Source organism: Streptomyces luteolifulvus, assembly GCF_008806595.1.
Taxonomy (GTDB): Bacteria; Actinomycetota; Actinomycetes; order Streptomycetales; family Streptomycetaceae; genus Streptomyces; species Streptomyces luteolifulvus.
In genome coordinates this window covers 64,976-90,432 of record NZ_VZRB01000031.1, presented here as the reverse complement: position 1 = coordinate 90,432, position 25,457 = coordinate 64,976, and the positions used below count along the sequence as shown (strand labels likewise).

25 protein-coding genes and 1 pseudogene are annotated in these 25,457 nt (G+C 71.1%); 11 read left to right on the top strand and 15 right to left on the bottom strand.

Annotation, left to right across the window (positions count from 1 at the left end):
- Positions 1 to 123: 123 nt before the first annotated feature.
- A complete protein-coding gene (locus tag F7R91_RS32475; RefSeq protein WP_150955164.1) occupies positions 124 to 1,311 on the bottom strand; it encodes a thiolase family protein in 1,188 nt (395 codons plus the stop codon).
- 255 nt (positions 1,312 to 1,566) lie between these two features.
- On the opposite strand from F7R91_RS32475, the gene F7R91_RS32470 reads away from it, so the two are divergent.
- Entirely contained in the window at positions 1,567 to 2,046 is a 480-nt protein-coding gene (locus F7R91_RS32470; protein ID WP_150955161.1) for a Dps family protein, read from the top strand.
- 7 nt (positions 2,047 to 2,053) lie between these two features.
- Here F7R91_RS32470 and F7R91_RS32465 read toward each other — a convergent pair whose 3' ends face one another.
- The 9 genes from F7R91_RS32465 to F7R91_RS32425 form a co-directional block, all read right to left on the bottom strand.
- Entirely contained in the window at positions 2,054 to 2,746 is a 693-nt protein-coding gene (locus F7R91_RS32465) for a class I SAM-dependent methyltransferase (protein ID WP_150955157.1), read from the bottom strand.
- 159 nt (positions 2,747 to 2,905) lie between these two features.
- Positions 2,906 to 3,595, bottom strand: coding sequence for an SDR family NAD(P)-dependent oxidoreductase (locus tag F7R91_RS32460; RefSeq protein ID WP_150955154.1), 690 nt, complete (start codon positions 3,593 to 3,595; stop codon positions 2,906 to 2,908).
- Positions 3,592 to 4,467, bottom strand: a complete 876-nt coding sequence (locus F7R91_RS32455) for a cupin domain-containing protein (protein WP_150955151.1) — start codon at positions 4,465 to 4,467, stop codon at positions 3,592 to 3,594. The genes F7R91_RS32460 and F7R91_RS32455 overlap by 4 nt, the downstream gene beginning before the upstream one ends.
- Positions 4,464 to 5,816: an amidohydrolase family protein gene (locus tag F7R91_RS32450; protein WP_150955149.1), complete on the bottom strand. Its 1,353-nt coding sequence runs from the start codon at positions 5,814 to 5,816 to the stop codon at positions 4,464 to 4,466. Before F7R91_RS32450 ends, F7R91_RS32455 begins: the two co-directional genes overlap by 4 nt.
- A gap of 22 nt (positions 5,817 to 5,838) precedes the next feature.
- Complete coding sequence (locus F7R91_RS32445; protein WP_150955146.1) at positions 5,839 to 6,819, bottom strand: alpha-ketoacid dehydrogenase subunit beta; 981 nt, start codon at positions 6,817 to 6,819, stop codon at positions 5,839 to 5,841.
- Complete coding sequence (locus F7R91_RS32440; protein ID WP_150955144.1) at positions 6,807 to 7,787, bottom strand: thiamine pyrophosphate-dependent dehydrogenase E1 component subunit alpha; 981 nt, start codon at positions 7,785 to 7,787, stop codon at positions 6,807 to 6,809. The genes F7R91_RS32445 and F7R91_RS32440 overlap by 13 nt, the downstream gene beginning before the upstream one ends.
- Positions 7,787 to 9,121: a M24 family metallopeptidase gene (locus tag F7R91_RS32435; protein ID WP_150955141.1), complete on the bottom strand. Its 1,335-nt coding sequence runs from the start codon at positions 9,119 to 9,121 to the stop codon at positions 7,787 to 7,789. Before F7R91_RS32435 ends, F7R91_RS32440 begins: the two co-directional genes overlap by 1 nt.
- A 45-nt stretch (positions 9,122 to 9,166) precedes the next feature.
- The gene (locus tag F7R91_RS32430; RefSeq protein ID WP_150955138.1) at positions 9,167 to 9,805 is read right to left on the bottom strand and encodes a helix-turn-helix domain-containing protein; all 639 of its coding nucleotides are present in this window, start codon (positions 9,803 to 9,805) and stop codon (positions 9,167 to 9,169) included.
- 265 nt (positions 9,806 to 10,070) lie between these two features.
- Positions 10,071 to 10,550, bottom strand: coding sequence for a potassium channel family protein (locus F7R91_RS32425; protein WP_150955135.1), 480 nt, complete (start codon positions 10,548 to 10,550; stop codon positions 10,071 to 10,073).
- A gap of 183 nt (positions 10,551 to 10,733) precedes the next feature.
- On the opposite strand from F7R91_RS32425, the gene F7R91_RS32420 reads away from it, so the two are divergent.
- The 6 genes from F7R91_RS32420 to F7R91_RS32395 all read left to right on the top strand — a co-directional run bounded on the left by F7R91_RS32420 (position 10,734) and on the right by F7R91_RS32395 (position 16,133).
- On the top strand, positions 10,734 to 10,973 hold the full coding sequence (locus F7R91_RS32420; protein WP_225320897.1) for a hypothetical protein: 240 nt from the start codon (positions 10,734 to 10,736) through the stop codon (positions 10,971 to 10,973).
- 149 nt (positions 10,974 to 11,122) lie between these two features.
- Complete coding sequence (locus F7R91_RS32415; protein ID WP_408056079.1) at positions 11,123 to 12,016, top strand: hypothetical protein; 894 nt, start codon at positions 11,123 to 11,125, stop codon at positions 12,014 to 12,016.
- Positions 12,017 to 12,130: 114 nt separating this feature from the next.
- Positions 12,131 to 12,943 (top strand): SAM-dependent methyltransferase, encoded by an 813-nt coding sequence (locus F7R91_RS32410; protein ID WP_150955129.1) that lies wholly within the window; start codon positions 12,131 to 12,133, stop codon positions 12,941 to 12,943.
- A 39-nt stretch (positions 12,944 to 12,982) separates the two neighbouring features.
- Entirely contained in the window at positions 12,983 to 14,386 is a 1,404-nt protein-coding gene (locus F7R91_RS32405) for a glutamine synthetase family protein (RefSeq protein WP_150955125.1), read from the top strand.
- A gap of 1 nt (position 14,387) precedes the next feature.
- Positions 14,388 to 15,563, top strand: a complete 1,176-nt coding sequence (locus tag F7R91_RS32400; protein WP_150955122.1) for an amidohydrolase family protein — start codon at positions 14,388 to 14,390, stop codon at positions 15,561 to 15,563.
- A gap of 33 nt (positions 15,564 to 15,596) precedes the next feature.
- Positions 15,597 to 16,133: an NUDIX hydrolase family protein gene (locus tag F7R91_RS32395; RefSeq protein ID WP_150955119.1), complete on the top strand. Its 537-nt coding sequence runs from the start codon at positions 15,597 to 15,599 to the stop codon at positions 16,131 to 16,133.
- Positions 16,134 to 16,192: 59 nt separating this feature from the next.
- Here F7R91_RS32395 and F7R91_RS32390 read toward each other — a convergent pair whose 3' ends face one another.
- Positions 16,193 to 17,008, bottom strand: a complete 816-nt coding sequence (locus F7R91_RS32390; protein WP_150955116.1) for a DUF427 domain-containing protein — start codon at positions 17,006 to 17,008, stop codon at positions 16,193 to 16,195.
- A gap of 102 nt (positions 17,009 to 17,110) precedes the next feature.
- On the opposite strand from F7R91_RS32390, the pseudogene F7R91_RS32385 reads away from it, so the two are divergent.
- Positions 17,111 to 17,836, top strand: a pseudogene (locus tag F7R91_RS32385) (N-acetylmuramoyl-L-alanine amidase); the annotation flags it as partial.
- An 88-nt stretch (positions 17,837 to 17,924) separates the two neighbouring features.
- Positions 17,925 to 18,338 carry a VOC family protein gene (locus F7R91_RS32380; protein ID WP_150955113.1) on the top strand — a complete coding sequence of 138 codons (414 nt, stop codon included), beginning with the start codon at positions 17,925 to 17,927 and terminating at the stop codon, positions 18,336 to 18,338.
- A gap of 80 nt (positions 18,339 to 18,418) precedes the next feature.
- On the opposite strand, the gene glpK is transcribed toward F7R91_RS32380, so the two are convergent.
- Both glpK and F7R91_RS32370 read right to left on the bottom strand, forming a co-directional pair.
- Positions 18,419 to 19,954, bottom strand: a complete 1,536-nt coding sequence (glpK, locus tag F7R91_RS32375; RefSeq protein WP_150955110.1) for a glycerol kinase GlpK — start codon at positions 19,952 to 19,954, stop codon at positions 18,419 to 18,421.
- Between the two features lie 43 nt (positions 19,955 to 19,997).
- Complete coding sequence (locus F7R91_RS32370; RefSeq protein ID WP_150955107.1) at positions 19,998 to 20,765, bottom strand: IclR family transcriptional regulator; 768 nt, start codon at positions 20,763 to 20,765, stop codon at positions 19,998 to 20,000.
- 167 nt (positions 20,766 to 20,932) lie between these two features.
- Here F7R91_RS32370 and F7R91_RS32365 point away from each other — a divergent pair, with 167 nt between their 5' ends.
- Entirely contained in the window at positions 20,933 to 21,349 is a 417-nt protein-coding gene (locus F7R91_RS32365; protein WP_150955104.1) for an ATP-binding protein, read from the top strand.
- A 27-nt stretch (positions 21,350 to 21,376) separates the two neighbouring features.
- Here F7R91_RS32365 and F7R91_RS32360 read toward each other — a convergent pair whose 3' ends face one another.
- Complete coding sequence (locus F7R91_RS32360) at positions 21,377 to 23,191, bottom strand: ABC transporter ATP-binding protein (RefSeq protein ID WP_150955101.1); 1,815 nt, start codon at positions 23,189 to 23,191, stop codon at positions 21,377 to 21,379.
- Positions 23,192 to 23,386: 195 nt separating this feature from the next.
- Between F7R91_RS32360 and F7R91_RS32355 the strand changes: the two genes are divergently transcribed.
- Positions 23,387 to 24,643 (top strand): ABC transporter substrate-binding protein, encoded by a 1,257-nt coding sequence (locus F7R91_RS32355; RefSeq protein WP_150955098.1) that lies wholly within the window; start codon positions 23,387 to 23,389, stop codon positions 24,641 to 24,643.
- A gap of 72 nt (positions 24,644 to 24,715) precedes the next feature.
- Here the strand turns inward: F7R91_RS32355 and F7R91_RS32350 are convergent, their stop codons facing one another.
- Positions 24,716 to 25,456: an ABC transporter ATP-binding protein gene (locus tag F7R91_RS32350; protein WP_150955096.1), complete on the bottom strand. Its 741-nt coding sequence runs from the start codon at positions 25,454 to 25,456 to the stop codon at positions 24,716 to 24,718.
- Position 25,457 lies beyond the last annotated feature (1 nt).

The following is a 25,457-nucleotide window of genomic DNA, read 5'->3' as shown; positions in this document are numbered from 1 at the left end:
GCATCGCCACACGCTTCGACAAGACGCCCGAGAGCTACCTCGCCGGCCTCGAACTCCGCGCCTCGATGATCTGGCTCGGAGATCTCCTGCAAGCAGCCGATTGATCACGACTCCAGACAGGCCCTAGTGCCGCTCCACCAGCACCGCGCTCCCCTGCCCCACCCCCACGCACATCGTCGCGAGCCCCCGCGCCGCGCCCGTGCGCCGCATCCGGTGGAGCAGGGTCGTGAGGATGCGGGCGCCCGAGCAGCCGAGCGGGTGGCCCAGGGCGATCGCGCCGCCGGTCGGGTTGACCAGGTCCTGGTCGATGCCGAGCTGATCCACGCACGCGAGGGCCTGCGCGGCGAACGCCTCGTTGAACTCGGCCTCCTCGATGTCGGCGACCTCCCAGTCGGCGCGGGCCAGCGCCCTGCGGGTGGCGGGGACCGGTCCGATGCCCATCACATCGGGGTGGACGCCGGCCGAGGCGCCGGCGACATAGCGGCCCAGTGACTCCAGCCCCAGCTCGTTGAGGGCCTCTTCGCTGACCAGGAGGAGTCCGGCCGCGCCGTCGTTCATCGGCGAGGCGTTGCCCGCCGTGACGGTGCCCCCGGCACCGAAGACCGGCTTCAGCCTCGACAGCTTCTCGTACGAGGTGTCCTCGCGGATGCATTCGTCGCTGTCGACAACTACTCCGTCCGGGCGCTCGACGGGCAGGAGTTCGTCGTCGAAGTGGCCGTTCTTGCGGGCCAGGGCGGCGAGTCGGTGGCTGCGCAGGGCGAACTCGTCCTGCCGCTCGCGCGGGACGCCGTATCGCTCGGCGACCTCCTCGGCCGTCTCCCCCATGGAGAGCAGGCCGTGCAGGTCCTTCATCGCCGGGTTGACCAGGCGCCAGCCGAGCCGGGTGTCGGCCGTCTCGATACGGTGCGGCAGTGCCTCGTCGGGGCGGGGCAGCACGAAGGGGGCCCGGCTCATCGACTCGGAGCCGCCCGCGAGCACCACGTCGGCCTCGCCCGCGGCGATCGTGCGGGCGGCGGCGGTGACGGCCTCCATTCCGGAGGCGCACAGCCGGTTGACCGTGGCGCCGGGCACCGATTCGGGCAGGCCCGCGAGCAGCGCGGCCATGCGGGCGACGTTGCGGTTGTCCTCGCCGGCCTGGTTGGCGGCGCCCCAGTAGACGTCGTCGATGCGGGCCGGGTCGAGCGCGGGCACGTCGGCGACCACGCCGCGGATCACGGTCGCGGCGAGATCGTCGGGCCGTACGACGGACAGCGCACCGCGCAGCTTGCCGATGGGGGTGCGGCGGGCGGCCGCGAAGTGGACGGGGCGCACGACAGAACTCCTGACCGACGGGTTCTTGATCAGCACGGCTCTTAATTAGCAGCGCTAGTTTTGGACTATAGACCGCCGACCGACTCCCTGGGAAGTCGGCCGCCGGGGGTCCGCCACGCCGCGTTTGCACCGGTTCGCCCTGGGCACCCGCACGCCGTTGGAGCGATTGCCCAAACCACGGCACACAAACCACGGCATACAGACCACGACCTACAGACCACGGCATACAGACGACGGCACAAGGAGATGCACCGTATGACTGTCGTGAAGAGCCCGCTGCCCGAATCGGCCCGGCAGGTCACCGGGGATGCCTTGCAGAGCACTCTCGTGGATCTCCTCGGGCTCTCCCTGACGGGGAAGCAGGCGCACTGGAACATCGTCGGCCCGCGGTTCCGCGCGATCCATCTGCAGCTCGACGAGCTGGTTGAGGTGGCGCGGTCGTACGCCGACACGGTCGCGGAGCGCGCCGCCGCGCTCGGCGTCCCGCCGGACGGCCGTCCCGAGACCATCGCGTCGGCGCTCACCCTGCCGGGCGCGAAGGACGGCTGGATGCGCGACACGGAGGTCGTCCAGCTGATCGTCGAGACGCTGGAGGCGGCCATCGCGCGGCTGCGTGAGCGCATCGACGCGGTCGAGCAGCACGATCTCGTCACCCAGGACCTGCTCATCGGCCTCACCCGTGAGCTGGAGAAGCAGCGCTGGATGTTCGACGCCGAGAACTGGCCCCGCGACTGACCCTCGGCTACGACGGCTCCCGTATCACCGCGAAGAGCGCCCGGTCCGTCGGGAGACCGTCGGCGTCGAAGGCGCGGTGCCGGCCGAGGTGTTCGATGCGCGCCCCGGCGCAGTTCTTCTCCAGGTACTCCCTGAGCCAGGCGTCCGGCGTCGGCACCATGTCGGGAAGACCGTACGACTCGGGCATCTCGTTCTCGCCCGTGTCGAAGAGCATCACCTTGCCGGTGCGGGCCCACAGCTCCCGGAGCAGCTGGGTGGCGGTGTCGAGGCCCTGCTCCCGCACCAGGTGATGCCACAGGGACAGCACGAGCGTGCAGTCGGTCGACGGCAGGAGGCCGAGTGTGTCGGGTCGCAGCCGGAGGTCCATCACCGCCACGTTGTCCAGCCGGTTTCGCCGTACGGCTGTCGTCGTCGTCCGGACGTGCCTCGGATCCGACTCGAGCGCGACCGCGGGTATCCCCCGGGCGGCGAGCATGATCGGGAAGTAGCCCACGTTCGCGCCGATGTCCACCGCGCTCCGCACGCCGAGCCGCTCGATGACCGGCTCCATCGCCGCCCATCGCGATCCGCTGCCGACGGCCCGCCTGGCCTTGCGCACCGGCAGGCCGGGGACCGGCTGGTAGAGGCCCTCGGGCAGGGTGTCGAGTCTCAGCCGGACCAGGTCGATCCCGTCGTCGAGGAGGCGACGTGCGCGCCGCACCAGGTGATGCGACGGGAACTTCTGCCGCAGGCGCACGATGTGTGTGGAAGCTTGGGTTCGGTCCGGTCGGCCCACGCGTCCCCCTCTTGGTCCGCACGTACAGGTGTGACACCTTTTGCCCTTTTCACGTTAATGGATGCCGTTGGAGCCCGCGTCCGCTCACCCCAGCAACCACCCCCCGTCCGCATTCAGCCCGACCCCGTTGACGGCCCGGTTGCGCAGGAGGAAGTCCACGGCGTCGGCCACGTCCGCCATGGTGGCGAGGCGGCCGGTGGGGGTCTGCGCGCGCAGGCCTGCCAGCACCTCCTCCGGCTTGGACCGCCAGTTCGGGCTGTCACCGACGATGCCGGGATGGATCGCGTTGACGCGGATCGGGGCGAGTTCCACGGCGAGGGAGTGCACCAGACCGGTCACGCCCGCGTTGACCGTCGCCACCGTGGTCGCGCCGGGGTAGGGGCGTTCCTTGGCCTGCCCGCCGAACAGCACGATCGCACTGTCGTCGTGCAGCCGGGTCCGCAGCGTATGCACGACCTCGGTGTAGCCGACGAGTTTGAGCGTGACGAGGTGGAGGGCGGCGTCGATGTCGTACTCGGTGACCCGGTTGTGGTCACGTTCGATGCCCGCGAGGACCAGATGGTCGACGCGCCCGACGTCGGCGAGCGCCCCGGCGATCTCGCGCGGCCGGGACAGATCGAGGGCCAGGCCGCGGGCGCCGACCTCTTTGGCCACGGTGTCGCTGCGGTGCGGGTCGCGCCCGGTGAGGACGACCTCGTCCCCCCGCTCCGCGCGCATACGGGCGAACTCACGGCCGATGCCGGACGTACCGCCGACGACGAGGACACTGCTCATGACTCCAAGGCCTCCCTCAGGTAGTCCCAGTCCCGGGTGAACCGGTAGGAATGGCGCGCCGGCGGCTGCGGTGCCTGGGTCTCCAGCCAGCGCAGCGGCGCCCGGCCCGCGTTGGCGAAGCCGTGCACACAGCCTGCGCCCGCCCAGGCCAGATCGCCCGGCCCCAGCCGGTACCGTTCGCCGTCGAACACGGCGTCCGCCGTCCCTTCGAGGAACAGATACGTCTCCTCGAAGGGGTGGTCGTGCGTGCCGGCGACTCCGTCGGGCGCGTACTGCACCATGAACATCGTCGAGGCGACCGCGCCCAGGTCGCTGTCGACCATCATCTTCACCGTGATGCCGCTGTAGACGAGCAGCGCGGTGCGCATGCTCGCCGAGACCGCCAGCAGCTCCTGGGACTGCTTCCCCGGGTCCATCTGGCCGGGCTCGAAGTGGCCGAACGACCGGGTGCGCGGGTCGCGGACGTCGATACGGACGGGGCTCCTCACGGGCAGGTCCGGCACCGCCTGGGTGTCGTACCCGTAGCGGGCCCGCGGCACCGGGGCGAGCATGTCGGCCCAGCGCGCCACGGTCTCCCCGGCGCCGCGCCAGGCGTGCGGGACACCGGCCGGCAGGAGGCCGTAGTCGCCCTCGGCGAGCAGGTACGCGCCCTCGGGCAGATCGAGGATCATGGTCCCGTCGAGGACGTGGAAGCTCTCCTCGTACGAGTGCACATGGGCGCCGACCCTGCCGTCGGGCCGCAGTTCGCACAGGCCGAAGCCGGTGTGCACACTGCCGTCGTCCTCGCCGACCAGCGTCCGCCGCCGGTACCCGTGGCCGTCGTACGGCGGCGGGGGCACGTCGGCCGAACGGTGCACCACATGCCGGGTCATGCCGTCCGCTTCGCCTCCTTCGCCGCGAGGAGCCGGTCGCGGGACTCCTCGACCAGTCGCCGCGCCCGCGCCGTGTCGGCGGTCAGCCGGCCGTCCCGCTTGCGGATCACACCGTCGACGAGGACGGTCTCCACGTTGGACACGTCGGCCGACAGGGTCACCGCGGCCGCCGGGTCGTGCAGCGGGGCGACGTTCAGCGCCGTGGCGTCGATCGCGACGACGTCGGCGCGTTTGCCGGGGGTCAGGGAGCCGGTGCGGTGTTCCAGGCCCGCGACATGCGCGCCGTTGCGGGTCGCCGCCTCCAGCATCTGACGTGCCGTCAACATCGTGTCCGGCACGGGGACATCGGCCTGCCAGCACTCGGCGTTGACGCGGGCCCGCTCGGTGCTGAAGGCCGCGCGGATCTGGGTGAACATGTCGCCGGGCACCGTGGTGACCACGTCGATGCTCAGGGAGGGCCGCAGTCCGTGCTCGATCGCCTTCATCACGGGCGGCCAGCCGTGTCCCATCTGCGTCTCCACCTGCGGAGCGACCGACACCGTACCGCCGCTGTCGGCGACCAGCCGCCACTCCTCCTCGCTGAAGTAGCAGCAGTGGATGTAGGTGGTGTCCGGGCCGAGCAGCCCGAGGTCGTGGAGCTGTTTCACCATTCCGAAGCGGCCGGCGAGGCGCCCCATGGCCACATGCACGGTGACCGGGATGTCCAGCTCGCGGGCCAGGCCCCATTCGGCGGTGACGACGTCGTCGACACAGAAGCCGGGGCCGCGGGTGGCGAGCCCCATGGTGAGCAGGCCGTCGTCGGAGGAGAAGTACTGGGCGCGGATCCGGCGTACGTCATCGGCCGGAATGGCGATCTTGCTCTCGAACCAGTAGTCGGCGAGCGAGGTGTTGGCGCTGCCGTAGGCGTACTGCGCGCGGATACCGCTCTCCGTGAGGGCCTGGATCGCGGCGTCCGGGTGCTCGGGCGTGTTGTTGATGTGCGACCAGTCGACGAGGGTGGTGATGCCGGCGTTGAGGCACTCCAGGGAGCCGGCGAGATTGGCCGCGTAGACGTCCTCGGGGGTGTACAGCGGCGCGAAGGTGTCGAGGATGTCGACGAAGTAGTCGTCGAGGGTGGCGTCGGGTGCGACGCCCCGGATCGAGGCCTCCCAGGTGTGGCGGTGGGTGTCGACGAAGCCGGGCATCACGATACGGCCCGTCATGTCGAGGACCTCGGCGTCCGCGTCGATGTCCGGCCCGACCGCCGCGATCTTCCCGTCCTCGACGAGGACGTCCCCCCTCGGCAGATCCCCGACGGAGGGGTCCATCGACAGGACGTGCCCGGCGCGAAGCAGTGTCCGTTGGGTCATCGCGCTTCCTCCCTTGGGGTGTTCAGTACGCGGCGAGGCTCCGGACGGCCGCCGCGACCTTGTCCGCGGTGGGGATGACCTCCTCCTCCAGTTCGTCGGCGAAGGGCAGCGGGACGCACTCCCCCGCCACCCGACGCACGGGCGCGTCCAGCAGGCCGAATCCCTCGTCGGCGACGACCGACGCGAGGGTGGCGCCCCAACCGCCCTGGTACGGGTTCTCCTCGACGGTCACCAGCCGCGAGGTCCTGCCGAGCGAGGCGAGGACGGTGGCCACGTCGAGCGGGACCAGACAGCGCAGGTCGACGACCTCGGCCTCGATGCCTTCCGCCGCAAGGCGTCCGGCCGCCTCCAGGGCCACCCGCACCATGGAGGCGAGGGCCACGAGCGTCACGTCTCCGCCCTCGCGCACGACGGCCGCGCGCCCCAGCTCGACCACATGGTCCGGCGCGGGCGGCGGCCCCTTGCTCGCCAGCAGCCCCTTGTGCTCGAAGAAGACCACGGGGTCGTCGCTGCGGATCGCCGCCGCCATCATGCCGATCACATCGGCGGGCGTCGCCGGTGCCGCGATCTTCAGGCCGGGGACGGTGAGCGCCCAGTTCTCCGTGGCCTGGGAGTGCTGGGCACCGAAGCCGAGCCCGCCGCCGTTGGCGGTGCGCACGACCAGGGGCACGGTGACCTGACCGCCCGTCATATACCGTACTTTCGGTATCTCGTTGGCGAGGTAGTCCCAGCAACAGGCGAGGAAGTCGGAGAACATGATCTCCGCGACCGGCCGCATCCCGGTCATGGCGGCGCCCATCGCCGCGCCCACGATGGCCTGTTCGGAGATGGGCGTGTCCCACACCCGCTCGGGCCCGAACTCCTCCAGCAGCCCGACGGTCGTCTTGAACACCCCGCCGGCCGCCCCGATGTCCTCCCCGAGGCAGACGACGGACCCGTCCCGGCGCATCTCCCGCGCGATGCCCTCGGCGACCGCCTCACGGTAGGTGATCACGTCCGCCATGCGGCACCTCCGTCGGCCCACACATCGGTCAGCGCCTCGCGCGGTTCGGGCGGCGGCGCGGCCTTCGCCGCCTCGACCGCCTTCTGTACGACGTCCTGTGCGCGCGCCTCCGCCTCCGTGAGCGTCTCCTCGGGCACCCCCAGCTCGGCGAGCCGCCCGCGGGCCAGGTCCAACGGGTCGTGCTTCAGCCAGCGTTCGACCTCCTCGGCCGGACGGTAGGTGGCGGGGTCGGCCCGGCTGTGGCCGAAGTGCCGGTAGGTGAGCGCCTCCAGCAGGGCGGGCCCGTCTCCTGCCCGGGCCCGCCCCGCGAGCCGGGCCACCGCCTCCCGGACGGCGACGACGTCGTTGCCGTCGACGACCTCGCCGGGGATCCCGTACGACGGTGCCCGGTCGGCGGCGGGCCGGGCGACCGCCGTGACGTCGGCGATGGGCGTGTACTCCATGTAGAGGTTGTTCTCGCAGACGAACAGCACCGGCAGCTTCCATACGGCGGCCAGGTTGAGCGCCTCGTGGAAGGCGCCGATGTTGGTGGCGCCGTCGCCGAAGAAGGCGACCGCGATCTGCCCGGTGCCGCGCAGCCGGGCCGACCAGGCGGCGCCGGCCGCCATCGGCAGATGGGAGCCGACGATGGCGTACGAGCCGAGCATGCCGCTGGACGCCTTCGTCAGGTGCATCGAGCCGCCCTTGGCCCCGCACAGCCCGGTGGCGCGGCTCATGAGCTCGGCGAGGCACTCCTCGGGGGTGGCGCCGCGTGCCAGGGCGTGGTGGTGTCCCCGGTAGGTGGCGAAGACGTAGTCGTCCGGGCGCAGGGCGGCGCTCGCGCCGACGGCGATCGCCTCCTGTCCGGCGGCGAGATGGGTGGTTCCCTTGACCAGCCCGGACAGGAACAGGTCGTGGGCGGCCTTCTCCGTACGGCGGATGAGGACCATCTGCTCGTACAGCGCGAGGAGTTCGTCCCGGACGGCCATCAAGAACCCCCGTTGCCGCGGGTGTTGAGATGGGACTGTGCTTCGCGCCGGGTGTTGAGCTCGCCGCCCACCGTCCAGTACTTGCGTCCGGCCACCAGCAGCTCCTCCGCCGGGAACTTCGTGATCACCTCGCAGCCGTCGGCGGTGACGACCACCTCCTCCTCGATACGGGCCGCGGACCAGCCGTCGGTGGCGGGCCAGTACGTCTCCAGGGCGAACACCATGCCCTCTTCGAGGACTTCGGGACGGTCGAGCGAGACCAGACGGCTGAAGATCGGCTTCTCCCAGATCGCCAGGCCGACTCCGTGGCCGTACTGGAGGGCGAAGGCGGCCGTCTCGTCGGGGAAGCCGAACTCCTCGGCGCGCGGCCACACCTGGACGATGTCGGCGGTCGTCGCGCCCGGCCGGACCAGGGCGATCGCCTCGTCCATGTACGCGCGGCAGCGCAGATACGCGTCGCGCTGGGCGCGGGAGGCGCTGCCGACGGCGAAGGTGCGGTAGTAGCAGGTGCGGTAGCCGAGGTGGCTGTGCAGGATGTCGAAGAAGGCGGGGTCGCCGGGGCGGATCAGCCGGTCGCTGTAGACATGCGGGTGGGGTGAACAGCGCTCGCCGGAGATGGCGTTGACGCCTTCGACGTACTCGCTGCCGAGGTCGTACAGGACCTTGCTGACCAGCCCGACGCACTCGTTCTCGCGCACCCCCGGGCGCAGATACCCGTACAGCTCCTCGTACGCCGCGTCGACCATCGCACATGCCTGGGTGAGCAGGGAGATCTCGTCGCCGGTCTTGATCCGGCGGGCCTCCAGGAAGACCTGCTGTCCGTCGACGACGTCGATGCCCTCGGCGCGCAGGGCGGCGAGGACGGGCATCTCGGCGACGTCGACGCCGAGCGGCTCGCCCGCCAGGCCGTGCGCGCGCAGCTCGCCGGCGATCTTCGCGGCGACGTCCTCGGCGATGCCCGCGTCCGGGTGGAAGGCACCGCGGAGCGTGGAGATGCCGGCGCGGGCGCCGGTGGGCGGGCCGCCCTTGCCGTCGCTGTAGTCCAGCCACGGGTTGTAGAGCTGATGGTGGCGGGCCGCGGAGCCGAAGTCCCAGACGACGGGCTCGCCGCCGCGCACCAGCAGGGCGAAGCGGATCAGCTTGTCCATGGCCCAGGTGCCGATGTGCGTGGCGGTCATGTAGCGGATGTTGGCGAAGTCGAAGGTGAGCACGGCGCCCAGCGGGGAGCGGTTCAGCGTCTCGTGCAGCCGGGCCAGCCGCTGCCGTCGCAGCCGGTCCAGGTCGACGCGTTCTTCCCAGTCGACGGCGTTGGGGCCGTATGTGCGGATCGCCATGGCGACCACCCCCACTTCGGAGTGAACGACCACGCACAGCGGGTGTCAAGCGGGACTGAACACGAACCAGACGCCCACGGCGGGATCGGCGCCGTCGTTGCGGTACCGGTGCGGGGTCGCCGACTCGAAGCACACCGCGTCGCCGGGACGCAGCGTGTACTCATCGAAGCCGAGGGTGAGGACGAGTTCCCCGGAGACCAGATAGCCGTATTCGGTGCCCGCGTGCCGCATGAGATGGCCGGAGCCGGAGGAGGAGCCGCCGGGCCGGTAGGTGACGAGGAGGAAGTCGACATCGGTGCCCGGGACATGACCGAGGCGCTCCCAGACGACGCCCGAGTCCAGCTCCAGAGTTTCCCGCTCGCCCTGCCCCACCAGCGGACCGATGCGGTGCCCGGGGTCGGCGGTGAAGGCGGCGAGGGCGCTCAGGACGGCGCCGGGAGGACCGGTGGACGGCTCCCCGGCGGGGACGTCGCGCGCGTCGAACAGGGCCTCGACGGAGATGCCGAGGGCCGTCGTGATCGCGTACAGCGTGCGCACCGACGGCTGGCTCTTGCCCGTCTCGATCTGGGAGACGAGGCTCGCGGAGACCCCGATCTCCCGGGCGAGCGCGCGCAGACTGAGCCCCCGCGCGAGGCGCGTCTGCCGGATGCGCGCGCCCAACGACGGCACGGAGGCGGGGGACACAGCGCCTCCTCTCCGTCCGGAGCTGTGCAGCACCATTGAACAGCCGGGACCGCCACGGCACCAGAGCGGCCGCGGGCTCCGAGGACCTGTCCGGCCGAAGCCGCCGCGGGCGGCGTCCGGGAGCCGGGTGCCGCCGCGGCCGTAGTCGGACACAGTCACCCGGCAGGTCGTCGTCCCGGCGTAGACAGACGGTGATCTCCGTGGCGTCGGCCGTGTGCCGCCATACGTCCGCCGCAGGGCCCGCGCAGCCCCCTGCATGACGCGGTCACCCGTCCTGCCCCGGGGCGGAGCCCTTGGCGGCCAGTATCCGCTCCAGCCGGTCGAAGCGTTCGTGGACGGCGCGGGCGGCCTCGTCGCCCAGTTCGCGGGCGCCGTGAGCGAGCCGGTGGCGGCGGCGCTGCTCCCGGCCGACGAACCAGGTGGCCAGGGCCGCGGTGACCATGCCGTAGGTCGTGATGCCGACGACCATCACCACCGCGCCGACGATCCGGCCCCACAGGGTCACCGGATAGAAGTCGCCGTATCCCACGGTGGTCGCGGTCTCGATGGACCACCACAGGCCCTTCGGGTAGGACGTCAGATTGGCGCGCCGCGCATGCTGCTCGGCCTCGACGACGGCCCATGAGCCGAGGAGCATCACCACCACGAGGACGAGCGTGGCGCCGCCCGCCGCCTTCAGATGGAGCGAACGGCCCTCCTTGCCGCGCAGCAGCTCGACCGCCCTGGCGAGGAATCCGGGCAGCATGGCCGCTCCTTCCGGTCGGGGTGCCGCGCCGCGGCCGGACATGCGCGCCCCGGCGTAGGGCCAGTGTCGTGGCGCGGACGGGTGCGGGCATGCCGGGCGGGGCGTTCGAGTTGCCGTGCGACGTGCGGCGTCGTGACCTGGGAGCAGGGGGCGTCCCCCGAGGCAGGACGGAGGAGCGAGGCCATGGCGGCACAGCCCCGATCCGTGCGGGAGACCTTCGCGTTCTCCTGCGGAGTGTGCGGCCACAGCTGGGAGGCCACCTTCCAGGTCATGTTCTTCACCGACCCGCTGGACGCCTCGGGCCTGACCACCCAGGAGTACGTCGACGAGGCGGGCCGGGCGATCAGGTCACCGCTCGCCGACGCGGTCTGCCCCCGGTGCGGCGCGCGCAAGGTGAGGATCCGGGAGGCCCGCCCGCACTGACGCAGGGCGAAGCGGGCGACGCAGGGCGAAGCGGTATCGCATCGCACGGCGCGGGCGCCCTCACCCGAACGGTCCGGTGCGCTGGTGCGCCGGCAGGGCCGATGGTGGCCTGAGGAGGGCAGGCACCACGTTCCCAGGAGGCATCCGCGATGAGCCCTCGTCCGTCCCTCCCCCATGGCCTCAAAGGCATGGGAGGCACCCTCATCGCCCGACTCCTCGCCTCGGCCCTGGCGGCGGGGGCGCTGCTGACCACCGCGGCCTGCTCGGACGGCGGCGACGGCGGCCCGGCCGCCTTGGAGGGGTCCGCGTCCCCCGTCGCCGGGGAGTCCCGGGCCGCGAAGCCCCTGACCGGGAAGACGCCTTCGCCCTCCGGCGCCTTCACCAGCGCCGGCGGGGCCCTGACCGCGGCCGGCGCGCAGGCCGCGCTGATCACCGAGGCCGACATCGAGGACGACTGGTCGGTATCGAAGGACGCCGCCTCATGGCACGAGAGCCTGCTCGTCGGCACGGTCGACGTCTCCGACTTCGTCACCGGCAAGTCGGACGCCGCCGACTGCCAGAAGCTGATGGACTCGCTCTACGACGACGACCTCCTCGGCAAGCCGTCCGGGGCGTCCGCGCTCACCGGCTTCCAGCAGGGCGACGCCCGACTGCTCTACCAGGTCGCCGCCTACGACAAGTCCTCGCTGGACTCCTCCTTCGACTGGCTGAAGTCCCTCCCGGCCGAGTGCGACGGGTTCACCATGACCGACGGCCCGGACCAGCGGACGGTCGAGGTGATCGAGACCTCGGTGCCCGACGAGGGCGACGCCCGGCAGGGGCTGCGGGTCACGGTGCAGGGCACGGCCGACGGCGAGCCCGCCACGCTGACCCTGGACGTCGGCGCCGTCCGGGTCGGCACGGACGCGATCACGGTCACCTCCGGCGGCCTCAGCGGGGACGAGAACACCTCGTTCCAGCAGGCGTTCAAGGAGGGCACTGAGCGCCTGGAGGACGTGCTGAAGGGCAAGACACCCTCCCCGGATCCCGGAGAGGTGGACTGAACTCCGGCGCCCCGCACCGCCGGCGGCGGCCGCCTCCTCGCATTCACCGGACAACGTGATCACCGGACGGCACAATGGCGAACGACGGCCGCAGGCGTGCGAAGGAGCTGAGACGTGACCGAGAGCCACACCCCCTCCGGCGGGTCGGCGAGGCTGAACACCTCTGTGGCGCACAACGCGCGGGTGTGGAACTACTGGATCGGCGGCAAGGACAACTACCAGGTCGACCAGCAGGTAGGCGAGCATGTCGCCACGCTGTTCCCGGTGATCCGGGACATCGCCCGCGCCGACCGCGACTTCCTCGGCCGGGCGGTGCGGCACCTGGCGGGCGAGCGCGGGGTGCGGCAGTTCCTCGACATAGGCACCGGGCTGCCGACGGCGGAGAACACCCACGAGATCGCCCAGGGCATCGCGCCCGGCTCACGGATCGTCTACGTCGACAACGACCCGATCGTGCTGGTGCATGCCCGGACCCTGCTGACCGGCACGTCCGAGGGCGTCACCGACTACATCGACGCCGATGTGCACGACCCGGACACCATCCTCGAACGCGCCGCGCAGAGCATCGACTTCACGCGGCCGGTGGCCGTGATGATGCTGGGCATCCTCAACTTCGTGCTCGACACCGGCACGGCGCGGGACATCGCACGGCGGATCATGGCGGCGGTGCCCTCCGGCAGCTTCCTGGTCCTGACGCACCCCACCTTCGAGGCCGATCTCGGCGGCGAGGGGCAGATCCCGGCGATGAAGTTCTGGAACGAGAACGCCACCCCGCCGATCACCGCCCGCAGCCGTGCGGACATCGCCGCGTTCTTCGATGGTCTTCAGCTGCTCGAACCGGGCCTGGTGTCGTGTGCGCAGTGGCGTGCCGAGCCCGACTCCCCCGCTGCGGTACCGCAGTTCGGCGCGGTGGCCGTGAAACCCTGACGCACGGCCGCCACTCGCCGAGCCGGCCGAGGAGGACGTATGACCACGCTTGCCGACCCCGTGCCCGGCGGCCGGCCCGGCGACGTCGAACGGGCCGCCGCGCTGGCCGGGGAGCTGACCGGGCGGGGGGTGCACGGAGTGGTCCTGGCCTATGTCGACACCGCGGGCATCGGCCGGGTGAAGACGATCCCCACGGCCAGGCTGGCCTCGGCCGCGGCCTGGGGCGTGGGCATGTCGCCGGTGTTCGACACCTTCCTGGCGAACGACGCGATCGTCACGACCGACGTCCTCGGCTCCCCGGACGGCGATCTGCGGCTGTATCCCGACCTCGGCCAACTGGTGGTGCTGTCCGGGCAGCCCGGCTGGGCCTGGGCGCCGGTCGACCGGATCACTCAGGAGGGCGAGCCGCATCCGGGGTGCGCCCGCACCTTTCTGCGCCGGATCGTCACGGACGCCGCCGGGCACCACGGCATCACGTTCAAGGCGGCGGTCGAGGTCGAGTGGACCTTCGCCCAGGCGCCCACGGCCGACGGCGGCTTCGTACCCGCGACGACGGGTCCGGCGTACGGCGCCACCCGCCAGGTGGAGCTCGGCGACTGCACGGCGGACCTGCTGGCGGCCCTCGCGGAGCAGGGCATCGACGTCGAACAGCTCCATCCCGAGTACGCGGCGGGGCAGTTCGAGGTGTCGGTGGGCGCGCTGGACCCGGTGACGGCTGCCGACCGGAGCGTGCTGGTGCGGCAGACGATCCGGGCGGTGGCGCGGCGCCACGGGTTCGCCGTCTCCTTCGCCCCGGCCGTCGTCGCGCAGGGCGTGGGCAATGGCGGCCACATCCATCTCTCCGCGTGGCGCGACGGCGTGAACCTGCACTCCGGGGGCGAGCGCCGGTACGGGATGACCGCCGAGGCCGAGTCCTTCACGGCCGGGGTGCTCGCCCGTCTGCCCGCGCTGACGGCGGTGACCGCGCCGAGTCCGGTCAGCTATCTGCGGCTCAAACCCTCCCAGTGGGCCGGGGTGTTCACCGCCTGGGGCCGCGAGACCCGCGAGACGGCGCTGCGGGTGATCACCGGCACGGCGGGCCATCGTGAGCAGGCGGCGAACCTGGAGGTGAAGCCCGTCGACCTGGCCGCCAACCCGTATCTGACGCTCGGCTGTCTGATCGCGGCGGGCCTCGACGGACTGACCTCGCACGCGGCCCTGCCGGGCGAGATCACCGGGGATCCGGCCCGGCTCGGCGCCGAGGAGGCGGCGGCGCGGGGTGTGCGCCGGCTGCCCGTCTCGCTCGACGAGGCCGTCGCGGCGTTCCGGGAGGACGCACCGCTCAGGGCCGCGCTGGGGCCGGTCCTCGCCGACGCGGTGATCGCCGTACGGCAGGGGGAACTCGCGGCGGTGCAGGGGCTGGACGACGAGCAGCTGGCGGCCGCCTACCGCTGGACGTACTGACATGGGCGCGACGGCTGCCGCGGGGCACGGTCCGGTGTACGAAGCCCTCGCCGCTCTGCCGCTCGTGGACCACCACTGCCACGGGGTCGTCACCGCCGGCCTGGGCCGGGAGCGCTTCGAGTCGCTGATCACCGAGGGCGCGGCCTGGCCGGGGATCTCGCCCTTCGACAGCCCGGTCGGGGTGGCCGTCCGCCGCCACTGCGCTCCCCTGCTGGACCTGCCGCGGCACGCGCCCGCCGAGGAGTATCTGGCGCGCCGGGCCGAGCTCGGCCCCCATGAGGTCAACCGCCGCTTCCTCACCGCCGCCGGCACCGCGGTGTTCTGCGTCGACACCGGTTACGCCCCCGACCACGTCACCACGCCGCGGGAGCTGGCGGAGGCGGCCGGCGGGGCGGCGTACGAGGTGGTGCGGCTGGAGAGCGTCGCCGAGGAGATCGCGGCGCGCGGGGTCGAGCCCGGCGAGTACGCCGAGACGTTCCGCACGGCCGCGCAGGCTGCCGTACGGCAGCCCGGTGTGGTGGCCGTGAAGTCGGTCGCCGCCTACCGTGCCGGCTTCGGCCTCGCCCCGGAACGGCCCTCGGACGCGCAGGTCACCGAGGCGGCCGCCCGGTGGCTCGCCGGGGGCGACCGGCTGGCCGACCCGGTGCTGGTACGGCATCTGCTGTGGACCGCGGTGGAGTTGGGGCTGCCGCTCCAGCTGCACACCGGGTTCGGCGACAGCGACATCCGTATGCACCGCGTGGACCCGGCCCGTCTGACGGACTGGCTGCACCTGACGGCCGGCACGGTGCCCGTGCTCCTCCTGCACTGCTGGCCCTACCAGCGCCAGGCCGCGTATCTGGCGGCGGTCTTCGAGCAGGTGTATCTCGATGTGGGCCTGACCCTGCACTATGTGGGACCCGCCCGGGCCCCGGAGATTCTGGCGGAGGCGCTGGAGATCACCCCGTTCCGCAAGCTGCTGTACAGCTCCGACGCCTACGGAGTGGCCGAATTCCACCACCTCGGCGCGCTGGCCTTCCGGCAGGGGCTCGCCGGTCTGCTCCAGGAGCGGGTGGACGCCGACGAGCTGGGCCTGCCGGACGCGCTGCGCATCGCTGCCTGGGCGGGCGCCGGAAACGCCCGCCGTCTCTACCGGCTTGCGACGACCGATCCCGTACCCGAAGACGGCCGCGACTGAGCGCCCGCACCCACCGGAAAGTATGATCAAGCAATGTCTGACATGACCGAAACCACACCCGGTTGGCTGACCAGCGACGACCTGGAGATGGCACGCGCCCGCATGCCGATCCTGTACGTCGAGGCCGTGCCCGTGCGGGTGGACGACAGCGGCGAAGTCACCAGCGTCGGCCTGCTGCTGCGCATCGGGCCGGACGGAACGGTCAGCCGGACCCTGGTCTCCGGCCGGGTGCTCCACCACGAGCGGGTGCGCGACGCCCTGCTGCGGCATCTGGAGAAGGACCTCGGGCCGGTGGCACTGCCCCGGATCCCGGCCTCCCTGCAGCCGTTCACCGTCGCGGAGTACTTCCCGACGCAGGGGATCACGCCGTACCACGACCCCCGCCAGCACGCCGTGTCGCTGGCCTACGTCGTCCCGGTCACCGGCGACTGCCGCCCCCGCCAGGACGCCCTCGACCTGGTGTGGTTCAGCCCGCAGGAGGCCATGTCACCCGCGGTGCAGAGCGAGATGCCGGGCGGCCACGGGGTCCTGCTGAAGCAGGCACTGGCACACACGGGCTGCGCGATCTGACCGGTCGCTGCTTCTTCGGCCGGTGGACCGTGGGGAAGCCCGGCCGGCCGTGGCGTCGGTCATGTCCGTCGCCGCCTCGACAGCATCGCGCTGAACGGGGTGACGGGGCGTTCGAGGCGTTCGCCGTCCACGGTGATGTCGACGGCCTCGTTGTAGAAGGCGAGGAGTCCCTGCACCACATGGACCGCCGGCAGCGGGTCCGGGTAGGTCCAGACGATGTTCGGCGGGACGTCGGCCTCACCGCGCCAGGACCAGTAGCTCGCCGTGCCCTTGTAGGGGCAGCCGGTGTGGTGGTCGGTGGGGGTGAACAGGTCGAGACGGACGTCCTCGCGGGGGAGGTAGTAGCGGGTGGGCAGGGAGGTCTCGAAGAGCAGCACCGGCCGGCGGGTGTCGGCGACGGTCGTGCCGTCGATCTCGATCCGGACATGGCGGCTGCTGGGCATCGCGTCGACGCGTTTGTGCGGGTCGCGGGGGTGGATGAAGATCTCTTCCTCCTCCTCGTACCAGTGGTCGAGACCCCGGCCGGGGTGCCGGAACCACTCGAAGGCGACATGGCCGGCCAGATCCTCGGCGGGGAAGGTCCAGGCCGCGTTCTCCACCAGTTCGCCGCCGGCTTCGAGGTCGTAGAAGATCTGCGATCCGGTGTGGGTGCCGGTGCGCGGGTGCTTCGCGGGGCGCAACAGGTCCTGGCGCACGTCCTCGCGCGGGAAGGCGTACTGCGGGACGGGCAGTTCCGGCTCCCACACCAGTACGGGGTGGCGGCTGTCGACGACGGTGACATCGCCCTTCGTTCCGCGCACCCAGCGCTCGCTCGGCTCCCACAGGAGGCCCTCGGGGGTGCTCCTGACGGATCGCTCGTTGGGCAGGGTGCTCATGACGGTTCTCCCTCCGTCGGCTCCTTCCAGTCTCGCCCGGACTCAGCGGCGCGGCTCGTGCGTGTCGGCGAACGCGTCGGGCGCCGAGATCGAAGTCCCCATGCCACCCTGCCCCTGGGCGCCCAAACCGTCGCCGTGCGGGCCGTGCACCGGTCTGGCAGGACCACGACGACCGCCGCGCTGAACGTCGTGGCGGAAACGACCGCGCCCACCTTCGCCACCGCACCCAAGCTCTCCCTGCGCACCGGCACCGTCAGTACCGGCGCCGTCCCGGTGACCCTCGGCTGGAAGGCCACGGACGACACGGCCCTGCGTTCGGTGAAGCTGCTCTCTCCCACCGCGGCCACCTTCGGCGCGACCACCACCGGCTCCAGCCGCACCGCCACGTCCGGCACCGCCACCACCTGGTCGATGCGCGCCTACGACTACGCCGGCAACTACCGCACCTCCTCCCCCTCCTACACCCCCGTGATTCTTCAGGAGACCGCCGCCGCCAAGTCGGGCAGCTGGACCACCCGTTCCTCCGGCAGCTACCTCGGCGGCACCTCGTACTCCAGTGGCTCCAAGGGCGCGAGTCTGACCTGGACGTTCACCGGCCGCTCGGCCGCGTGGGTCGTCTCCCGCGCCGCCACCTCCGGCCAGGCGTACGTCTATGTGGACGGCACCAAGGTGGCGACCGTCGATCTGAAGTCGTCCGCCACCGTGTACCGGCAGGCGATCTGGACCAAGAGCTGGTCCACGAGCGCCCAGCACACCGTCAAGATCGTCGTGGTCGGCACCAGCGGCCGGCCCACCGTTACCACCGACGGCCTCGTCCACGTCAAGTGACCCGTCCGCGGACACCCGGCGAGCCGTCGTCGACGGCTCGCGCTAGTCTGCCCAGAGTCGATGATTTGTCCGTTTTCAGGAGGTTTTCATGGCCTCGAGACTCAACCCGTACCTCAGCTTCGGCGGCGACGCCCGCCAGGCTATGGAGTTCTACAAGGAGGTCTTCGGCGGCACCCTGAAGCTCAACACCTACGGGGAGTACGGCCAGAAGGACACTCCGGATGCCGACAAGATCATGCACGCCATGCTGGAGACCTCCAACGGCTTCACGCTGATGGGCGCCGACGCCCCTCCGGGCATGGAGCTGACGCCGGGCAGCAACTTCGCGGTGAGCGTCAGCGGTGACGACGACGCCGAGCTGCGCGGCTACTGGGAGCAGCTGTCCGCCGGCGGCTCCGTGTCCGTTCCGTTCGAGAAGCAGATGTGGGGCGATGTGTTCGGCATGTGCACGGACCGCTTCGGCATCGCCTGGATGGTCGACGTCGTGCAGGCGCAGAGCTGACCGTCCGGCCGAAGAGCTGAACTGACCCGAGTCGCACCCGGTCCCGCCACCGTCGCGCCGACGGAGGCAGGACCCGGCGCTCATTCGTCCGGCACGCTCCCCCCTTTTCGTTTCCGCGGCCGGATCCACCCCAGGGACCGCTCGACGGCCCGCTGCCAGGATTCGTACTCCCACTCCCGCCGCTCGGGGTCCATGTCCGGCAGCCACTGGGCGGCCATGTGCCAGTTGCGGCGCAGGACCTGCAGGTCCGGCCAGTAACCGGCGGCGAGCCCCGCCGCATAGGCCGCGCCCAGTGACACCGTCTCGTGGACGAGCGGCCGTACGACGGGCACGTCGAGCACATCGGCGAGGATCTGCATCAGCAGGTGGTCGGAGGTCATGCCCCCGTCCACCTTGAGTTGCTTCAGGGCGAGCGCGGAGTCGGCGTTCATGGCATCGACGACCTCTCGCGTCTGCCAGCCGGTGGCCTCCAGCACCGCGCGGGCCAGATGCCCCTTCGTGATGTACGACGTGAGGCCGACGATGACGCCCCGGGCGTCACTGCGCCAGTGCGGCGCGAACAGACCGGAGAACGCGGGGACGATGTAGCAGCCGCCGTTGTCCTCGACGGTGCGCGCCAGCGTCTCGATCTCGGGGGCGCTGTGGATCAGGCCCAGCCGGTCGCGGAACCACTGGACCAGCGAGCCGGTGACGGCGATCGGGCCTTCCAGGGCGTAGACCGTGGGCTGGTCCGCGATCTTGTACGCGACCGTGGTGAGGAGCCCGTGCTGGGAGCGCACGAGGTCGGTGCCGGTGTTCATCACCAGGAAGCTGCCGGTGCCGTAGGTGCATTTCGCCTCGCCGGGGGAGAAGCAGGTCTGTCCGAACAGGGCCGCCTGCTGGTCACCGAGGGCGGCCGTGATGCGCACGCCCGGGAGCAGTGCCCGGGCCTCGCCGTAGGTCTCCGCCGAGGACCGGATCTCCGGCAGCATCGCGCGGGGCACCCCGAAGAAGTCCATCAGCGCTTCGTCCCAGGTCAGCGTCCGGATGTCCATGAGCATGGTGCGGCTGGCGTTGGTGACGTCGGTGATGTGCAGTCCGCCGTTCGTACCGCCGGTGAGGTTCCAGATCAGCCAGGACTCGATGGTGCCGAACAGCACCTCGCCGTTCCTCGCCCGCTGCTCCAGCCCGTCGACATGGTCGAACAGCCAGCGGATACGGGGCGCGGAGAAGTAGGTCGAGGGAGGGAGGCAGCAGTGTTCGAGGAAGAACTCGTCTCCGGGGTCCTTCCTCAGCTCATCGACGAGGGGTGCCGTGCGGGTGTCCTGCCACACGATCGCCCTGACCAGCGGAACACCCGTCCGCGGGTCCCAGAGCACCGTCGTCTCACGCTGGTTGGCGATCCCGATGGCGGAGATCTGCTCCGCGTCGATCCCGGCGTTCGACAGCGCCTCGGGCACGACCCGCTGGAGGTTGCGCCAGATCTCGATGGCGTCGTGCTCCACCCAGCCGGGCCGGGGGAAGAACTGCTCGTGCTCCCGCTGGGCGACCGACACCAGACGCCCGCCGTGGTCGAACAGGATGCATCGCGTGGAGGTGGTGCCCTGGTCGATGGACATCACATACCGTTCCACCATGATCGGTGCCCTGCCTTCCCGTGCGTCGCGGAGGTGCTGGGGACTACCAGCGGGCCGCGCCCAGGTCTCTGGAGATCGCGCGTGCCGCCTCCCGCAGCACCGTGATCAGGGCCGGCAGCGGCCGGCCTTTGCTGTCACAGATCCGCTCGACGGGGCCGGACACCCCGATCGCGCCCACCACGAGACCGCCGTGACCGCGGATCGGCGCGGCGATTCCGGCCTCGCCCATGCTCATTTCCTGCACCTCGGCGCCCCAGCCGAGGTCCCGAATCTCGCCGAGCGCCCGGTTGATCGCCTCGGGGTGGACGAGCGTGTGCCGGGTATACGCCTCCGGTTCGGTCTCCCACAGCGAGTCGACCGGTACGGTCCCATAGGCGAGCAGGACCTTGCCGAGCGAGGAGGCGTGCAGCGGCAGCAGCGCGCCCACGTCCAGTGTCTGCAGGGTGTCGTCCGGCCGGAAGACGTGGTGGATGACGAGCACCTTGCCCTCCAGGGGCGTGCCCAGACGGACGGCCTCCCCGCTGCGGGCGGCCAGGGCGTCGGCCCAGTTGATGGAGCGCGAGCGCAGCTCGTTGACGTCGAGGTAGCTGGTGCCGAGGTGCAGCAGGGCCGCCCCGAGCTGGTACTTGCCGGTAGCCGCGTCCTGCTCCACGAAGTCCACATGCTGTAGGGTGCGCAGGATGCCGTGGGCGGTGCCCTTGGCCAGGCCCAGCGACGAGGCGACCTCGCCCAGGCCGAGTCTGCGGGATCCCCCGGCGAGCAGACGCAGGATCGCCGCCGCCCGCTCTATGGACTGGACTGGGCCGGCCATGAGGCGATGGTAGTCCGAATCTCTCCGATTCGGGACTGTCGTTCGGTAATGCCGACCCCTGTTCGTTGACTCACGGCTTTTCCCTCCTTAGCGTGCCATGGACGCACCACGGCCGACCGCAGGTCGGGCGCATCGGGACCGACAGGACTTCCCCAGGAGGAGGGCACATGATCACAGCGCAGCTCGACGCCGCGCCGCACGGGGAAGTCGAACATGTCTTCCCACTGCCGCACGTGCCGGATGCCGTTTCGGCCGTACGCCGACGCGTGCGTGCGGTGCTCACCGACTGGCGGCTGGCCGCGGAGGTCGCCGATGACGTGCTCCTGGTGGTCTCGGAGCTGCTCACCAACGCGATCGTGCACGCCGTGCCCCCGGCGACGCTGACGCTCTCCCGGAACCAGTTGGACCGGGACACGGCCGTACGCGTCGAGGTGACCGACAACGGGCCCGCCGCCCCGGCCTCCGCCGTCGACCCGGACGAGCACGGCCGTGGTCTCGCCATCGTCACCGCGCTGTCCGCGCGCTGCGGCGTCCGTGTGCACCCCGGCGGAACCTGCCGGTGGGCCGAGGTGCAGTCCGGCTGAACCGCGGCCCCGGTCCGCCGGCGTCGTTCAGTGCAGGTCGGCCCGGACCGGGCTGTCGTCGAGGAAGCCGCCCGACTGGTGCTGCCAGAGCTTGGCGTAGGCGCCGTCCGCGGCGAGCAGTTCCTGGTGGGTGCCCTGCTCGACGATCTCTCCGCGGTCCAGGACCACGAGCCGGTCCATACCGGCGACCGTACTCAGCCGGTGCGCCACCACGAGCGCGGTCCGCCCCTCCATGAGCCGCCACAGGGCCTCCTGGACGAGGATCTCGCTCTCGGAGTCGAGCGCACTGGTCGCCTCGTCGAGCAGCAGGATCGGCGCGTCCCTGAGGATCGCCCGGGCGAGGGCGACCCGCTGGCGCTGTCCGCCGGACAGCTTGACCCCGCGCTCGCCCACCATGGTGTCGAAGCCGTCCGGCAGTGCGTCGGCGAACTCCGTGACATGAGCGGCCTCGGCCGCGCGGCGGATCTCGGCGTCGGTGGCGTCCGGCCGGGCGAAGGCGATGTTGTCCCGCAGGGTGCGGTGGAACATCGCCGGGTCCTGCGGCACGTAGGCCATCAGGCTGCGCAGATCCGCCTGGCGCAGCCGGCTGATGTCCTGGCCGCCGATCAGGATCCGCCCGCCGTCGATGTCCGTCATCCGCAGCAGCAGCCGGGTGAGCGTGGTCTTGCCCCCGCCGGACCGGCCGACGAGACCGATCTTCGATCCACTGGGCACCGCGAGGTCGAGGCCGTCGAAGAGCGGCTCCGCACCTCCGTGGGCGAAGGTCACCTTCTCGAAGCGGACGTCGGCGGCCTCGGACAGCAGCGGCTCCGGCAGCTCCGGGTCGAGCACGGTCGGCGGGGCGAGGAGCAGTTCGGTGAACTGCGCGGCCTCCGTCATCGAGCTCTCCAGCCGGCGGTAGATCTGGTTGAACTCGAACATGATCCGCGTCGCGTTGCTGTAGTACGTGAAGGCGACCACGACCGCCTCCACACCGCGGCCGCCTGCGCCGAGGGTGACCGCGAGCAGCAGGCCCAGCGCGTTGGTCAGCACGGACATCGGCGCGACCAGCGTGTCGATGCGCAGATTGCCGTAGTCCCACGACCTCAGCATGAGCCGCCGTGACTCCGCGACGCGGGACCGGTGCTCGGCGGCCTCGCCTTCCTCCGCGGCGAACGCCCGGACCGTGTCCATGTTCATCAGGCTGTCGGCGACATGCCCCGACACCCGGGCGATGGCTTCCTCCCGCTGATCCACCAGCGCCTGGCGGCGCCGGATGAGCGGCACCACGCACAGCGCCGTCACCGCGATCATCACCAGCAGCCCGACCACGAGCAGCGGTTCGTAGCTCCACAGCACCACCGCCCCGAACACCAGCGGCACCAGGCTGCCCACGACCTGGAACGTCAGCGTGTCGACGAACTCCTCGAAGCGGGAGGCGAAGCTCAGCACCCGCTTGGTCAGCGACCCGGCGAAGTTGTCGTGGAAGAACGCGGCGTCCTTGGCGAACAGCTCGTCCATGCCGATCACGTACAGATGCTCGACGCCGAAACCGTCGAGGCGGTTGAGGCAGTGCAGTCCGATGCGCCACAGCGTCTCCGCGAGCAGCAGGACGCCGGCGAATCCGAGGACGTACGGCAGCACCGAGCCGATCGTGACCTCGGTGTCGTCGGCGATCCGGCCGACGAGCTTCGCGACGAGCAGCGGCGCGACATAGGCGATGCCGATGTTGCCGAGCGCCGGCAGCAGCATCGCGGGTGCGGTCAGCCACCGTAGCCGGGACAGCTCCCGTCCGTAGTAGCGGAGTGCGAGGAGCGCCGAGCCCCTGCCCGGTAAGCCCTTGCGCGATTCAGGCGATCCCATCCCAAACCCTGTGTTGTCGAGTGAAGTCGCAGTGTCCCGCGACGGTGGCGCCGGAGTCCACGTGTTTTTCCGGCCTGCGGAACGGATTCGATCAGCCTCGCCATCGGCGACCTGCACGCTTTACCCTCAGTAGAGAGGGCGGGCGGTGGCCGGCCCCTCGACCGACGACGCCCGCCTCACCGAGAGGAGGCGGGCATGAAAGCGTCAGTCAAACGGTCCGCAATCTTCGCAAGCGCGGCGGCCCTGCTGGTGACGGCCATCGGTGCGACAGGCGGTGCCGGGGCGGTGGCCCCGGCCGACGAGGACGGTGAGCTCAAGTTCGGCTACGTGCTGCCGGAGACCGGGCAGCTCGCCTTCCTGGGACCGCCCCAGATCGAGGCTCTGAAGTTCGCGATCCAGACGATGAACGACGCGGGCGGTGTGCTCGGCGAGCCGGTTCCGCCCGCGGTCGGTGGTGACGAGGCCGGTCAGGAAGCCGTCGCGGCCCAGTCCGCCGACCGGGTCCTCGCCGCGGGCGTGGACGTGATCATCGGCGCGGCGGCCTCCGGGATGTCGCTGGCGTTCATCGACCGGGTGACCGGCGAGGGCGTCGTCCAGTGCTCGGGGTCGAACACGGCACCCACCTTCACCGACTACGACGACGGCGGGTTCTACTTCCGTACCGCGCCGAGCGATGTGCTCCAGGCACCCGTCCTGGCGAAGCTGATCCGCGGGGACGGCCACAACCGGGTGGCGCTGATCGGGCGTGCCGACGACTACGGCAAGGGTCTGGTGGACTCCACCAAGAAGGAGCTGGAGGACTCCGGCGCGACCGTGACCCTCGCGGAGACCTATGACCCGAAGTCGACGAACTTCGACCAGATCGTGCAGAAGGTGAAGGACTCCAATCCTGACGCGGTCGCGGTGATCGCGTTCGAGGAGGGCGCACAGATACTCCAGACCCTGATCGAGACGGGCCTCGGTCCCCAGCAGATCGGCGTGTACGGCGCCGACGGCCTGCGCAGCGAGGAACTGCCCTCGCTCGTCGCCCCCGGCAACCCGCAGCGGCTCGCCGGAATGAAGGGCACGGCGCCCGCGTCGGCGTCCAACGCGCAGTTCGTCAAGGATCTGAAGGAGTTCGCGCCCAAGCTGAAGGAGCTCCAGTTCGCGCCGCAGGTGTTCGACTGTGCGACGACCGTCGCCCTCGCCGCGGAGCAGGCGAAGTCGGACAACCCGCAGGACTTCGCAAAGGAAATGGTCGGGATCACCAAGGGCGGAGAGAAGTGCAACACCTTCGCCGCGTGCAAGAAGCTGATCGCGGCCGGGAAGGACATCGACTACGACGGTGTGAGCGGTCCGCTGGACTTCACCGACAAGGGTGAGCCGGGCCAGGCGACCATCGAGGTGTACGCCTACGACAGCCAGGGCAAGCTGCAGACCGTCCGCACCGAGGTGAGCACCTCCCAGGGCTGAGAACAGGAGGAGGAACAGCACAGGACGAAGCGCACAGGACGAACGGCACAGGACAAGGACGGGCCGAGGAGTTCAACGGACGCGGGCGAGTGTTCCGAGATAGAGCTCGATCACCTTCTCGTCGTGCAGCAGACGCGTCCCGGTATCGGTGTAGGCGTTCCGGCCCTGGTCCAGAACGTAGCCGCGGTGGCAGATCTGGAGACACCGGCGGGCGTTCTGCTCGACCATGAGCACGGCGACCCCCGCGCCGTTGATCCCCTTCACCCGCTCGAACACCAGGTCCTGATGGGCCGGGGACAGACCCGCGGACGGCTCGTCGAGCAGCAGCAGCCGCGGCTCCATCATCAGCGCCCGCGCCATGGCGAGCATCTGCCGCTCGCCGCCCGACATCGAGCCGGCCTTCTGCTTCCGGCGGGCGGCCAGCACCGGGAAGAGCTCCTCCAGCTCCGCGGAGCGCCGGGCGAAGGCCCCGGGCCGCAGATAGATCCCCATCCGCAGGTTCTCCTCGACGGTCAGCGCCGGGAAGACGTTCTGGAGCTGCGGCACATACCCCACGCCCCGGCGGACCTGCTCGTGCGCGGGCCGGTTGGTGACGTCCTCGCCGAGCAGCCGTACCGATCCCGCGCGTATGCGCAGCAGGCCGAAGACCGCCTTGATCAGGGTCGACTTGCCGGCTCCGTTGGGTCCGATCACACCGACCAGCTCGCCGGGTTCCACCCGGACGCTGCATCCGCGCAGCACGTCGACTCCTGGGAGGTATCCGGCGACGACATCGTCGGCCGCCAGGATCGGTACCTGGTCGTCGGTGGACATG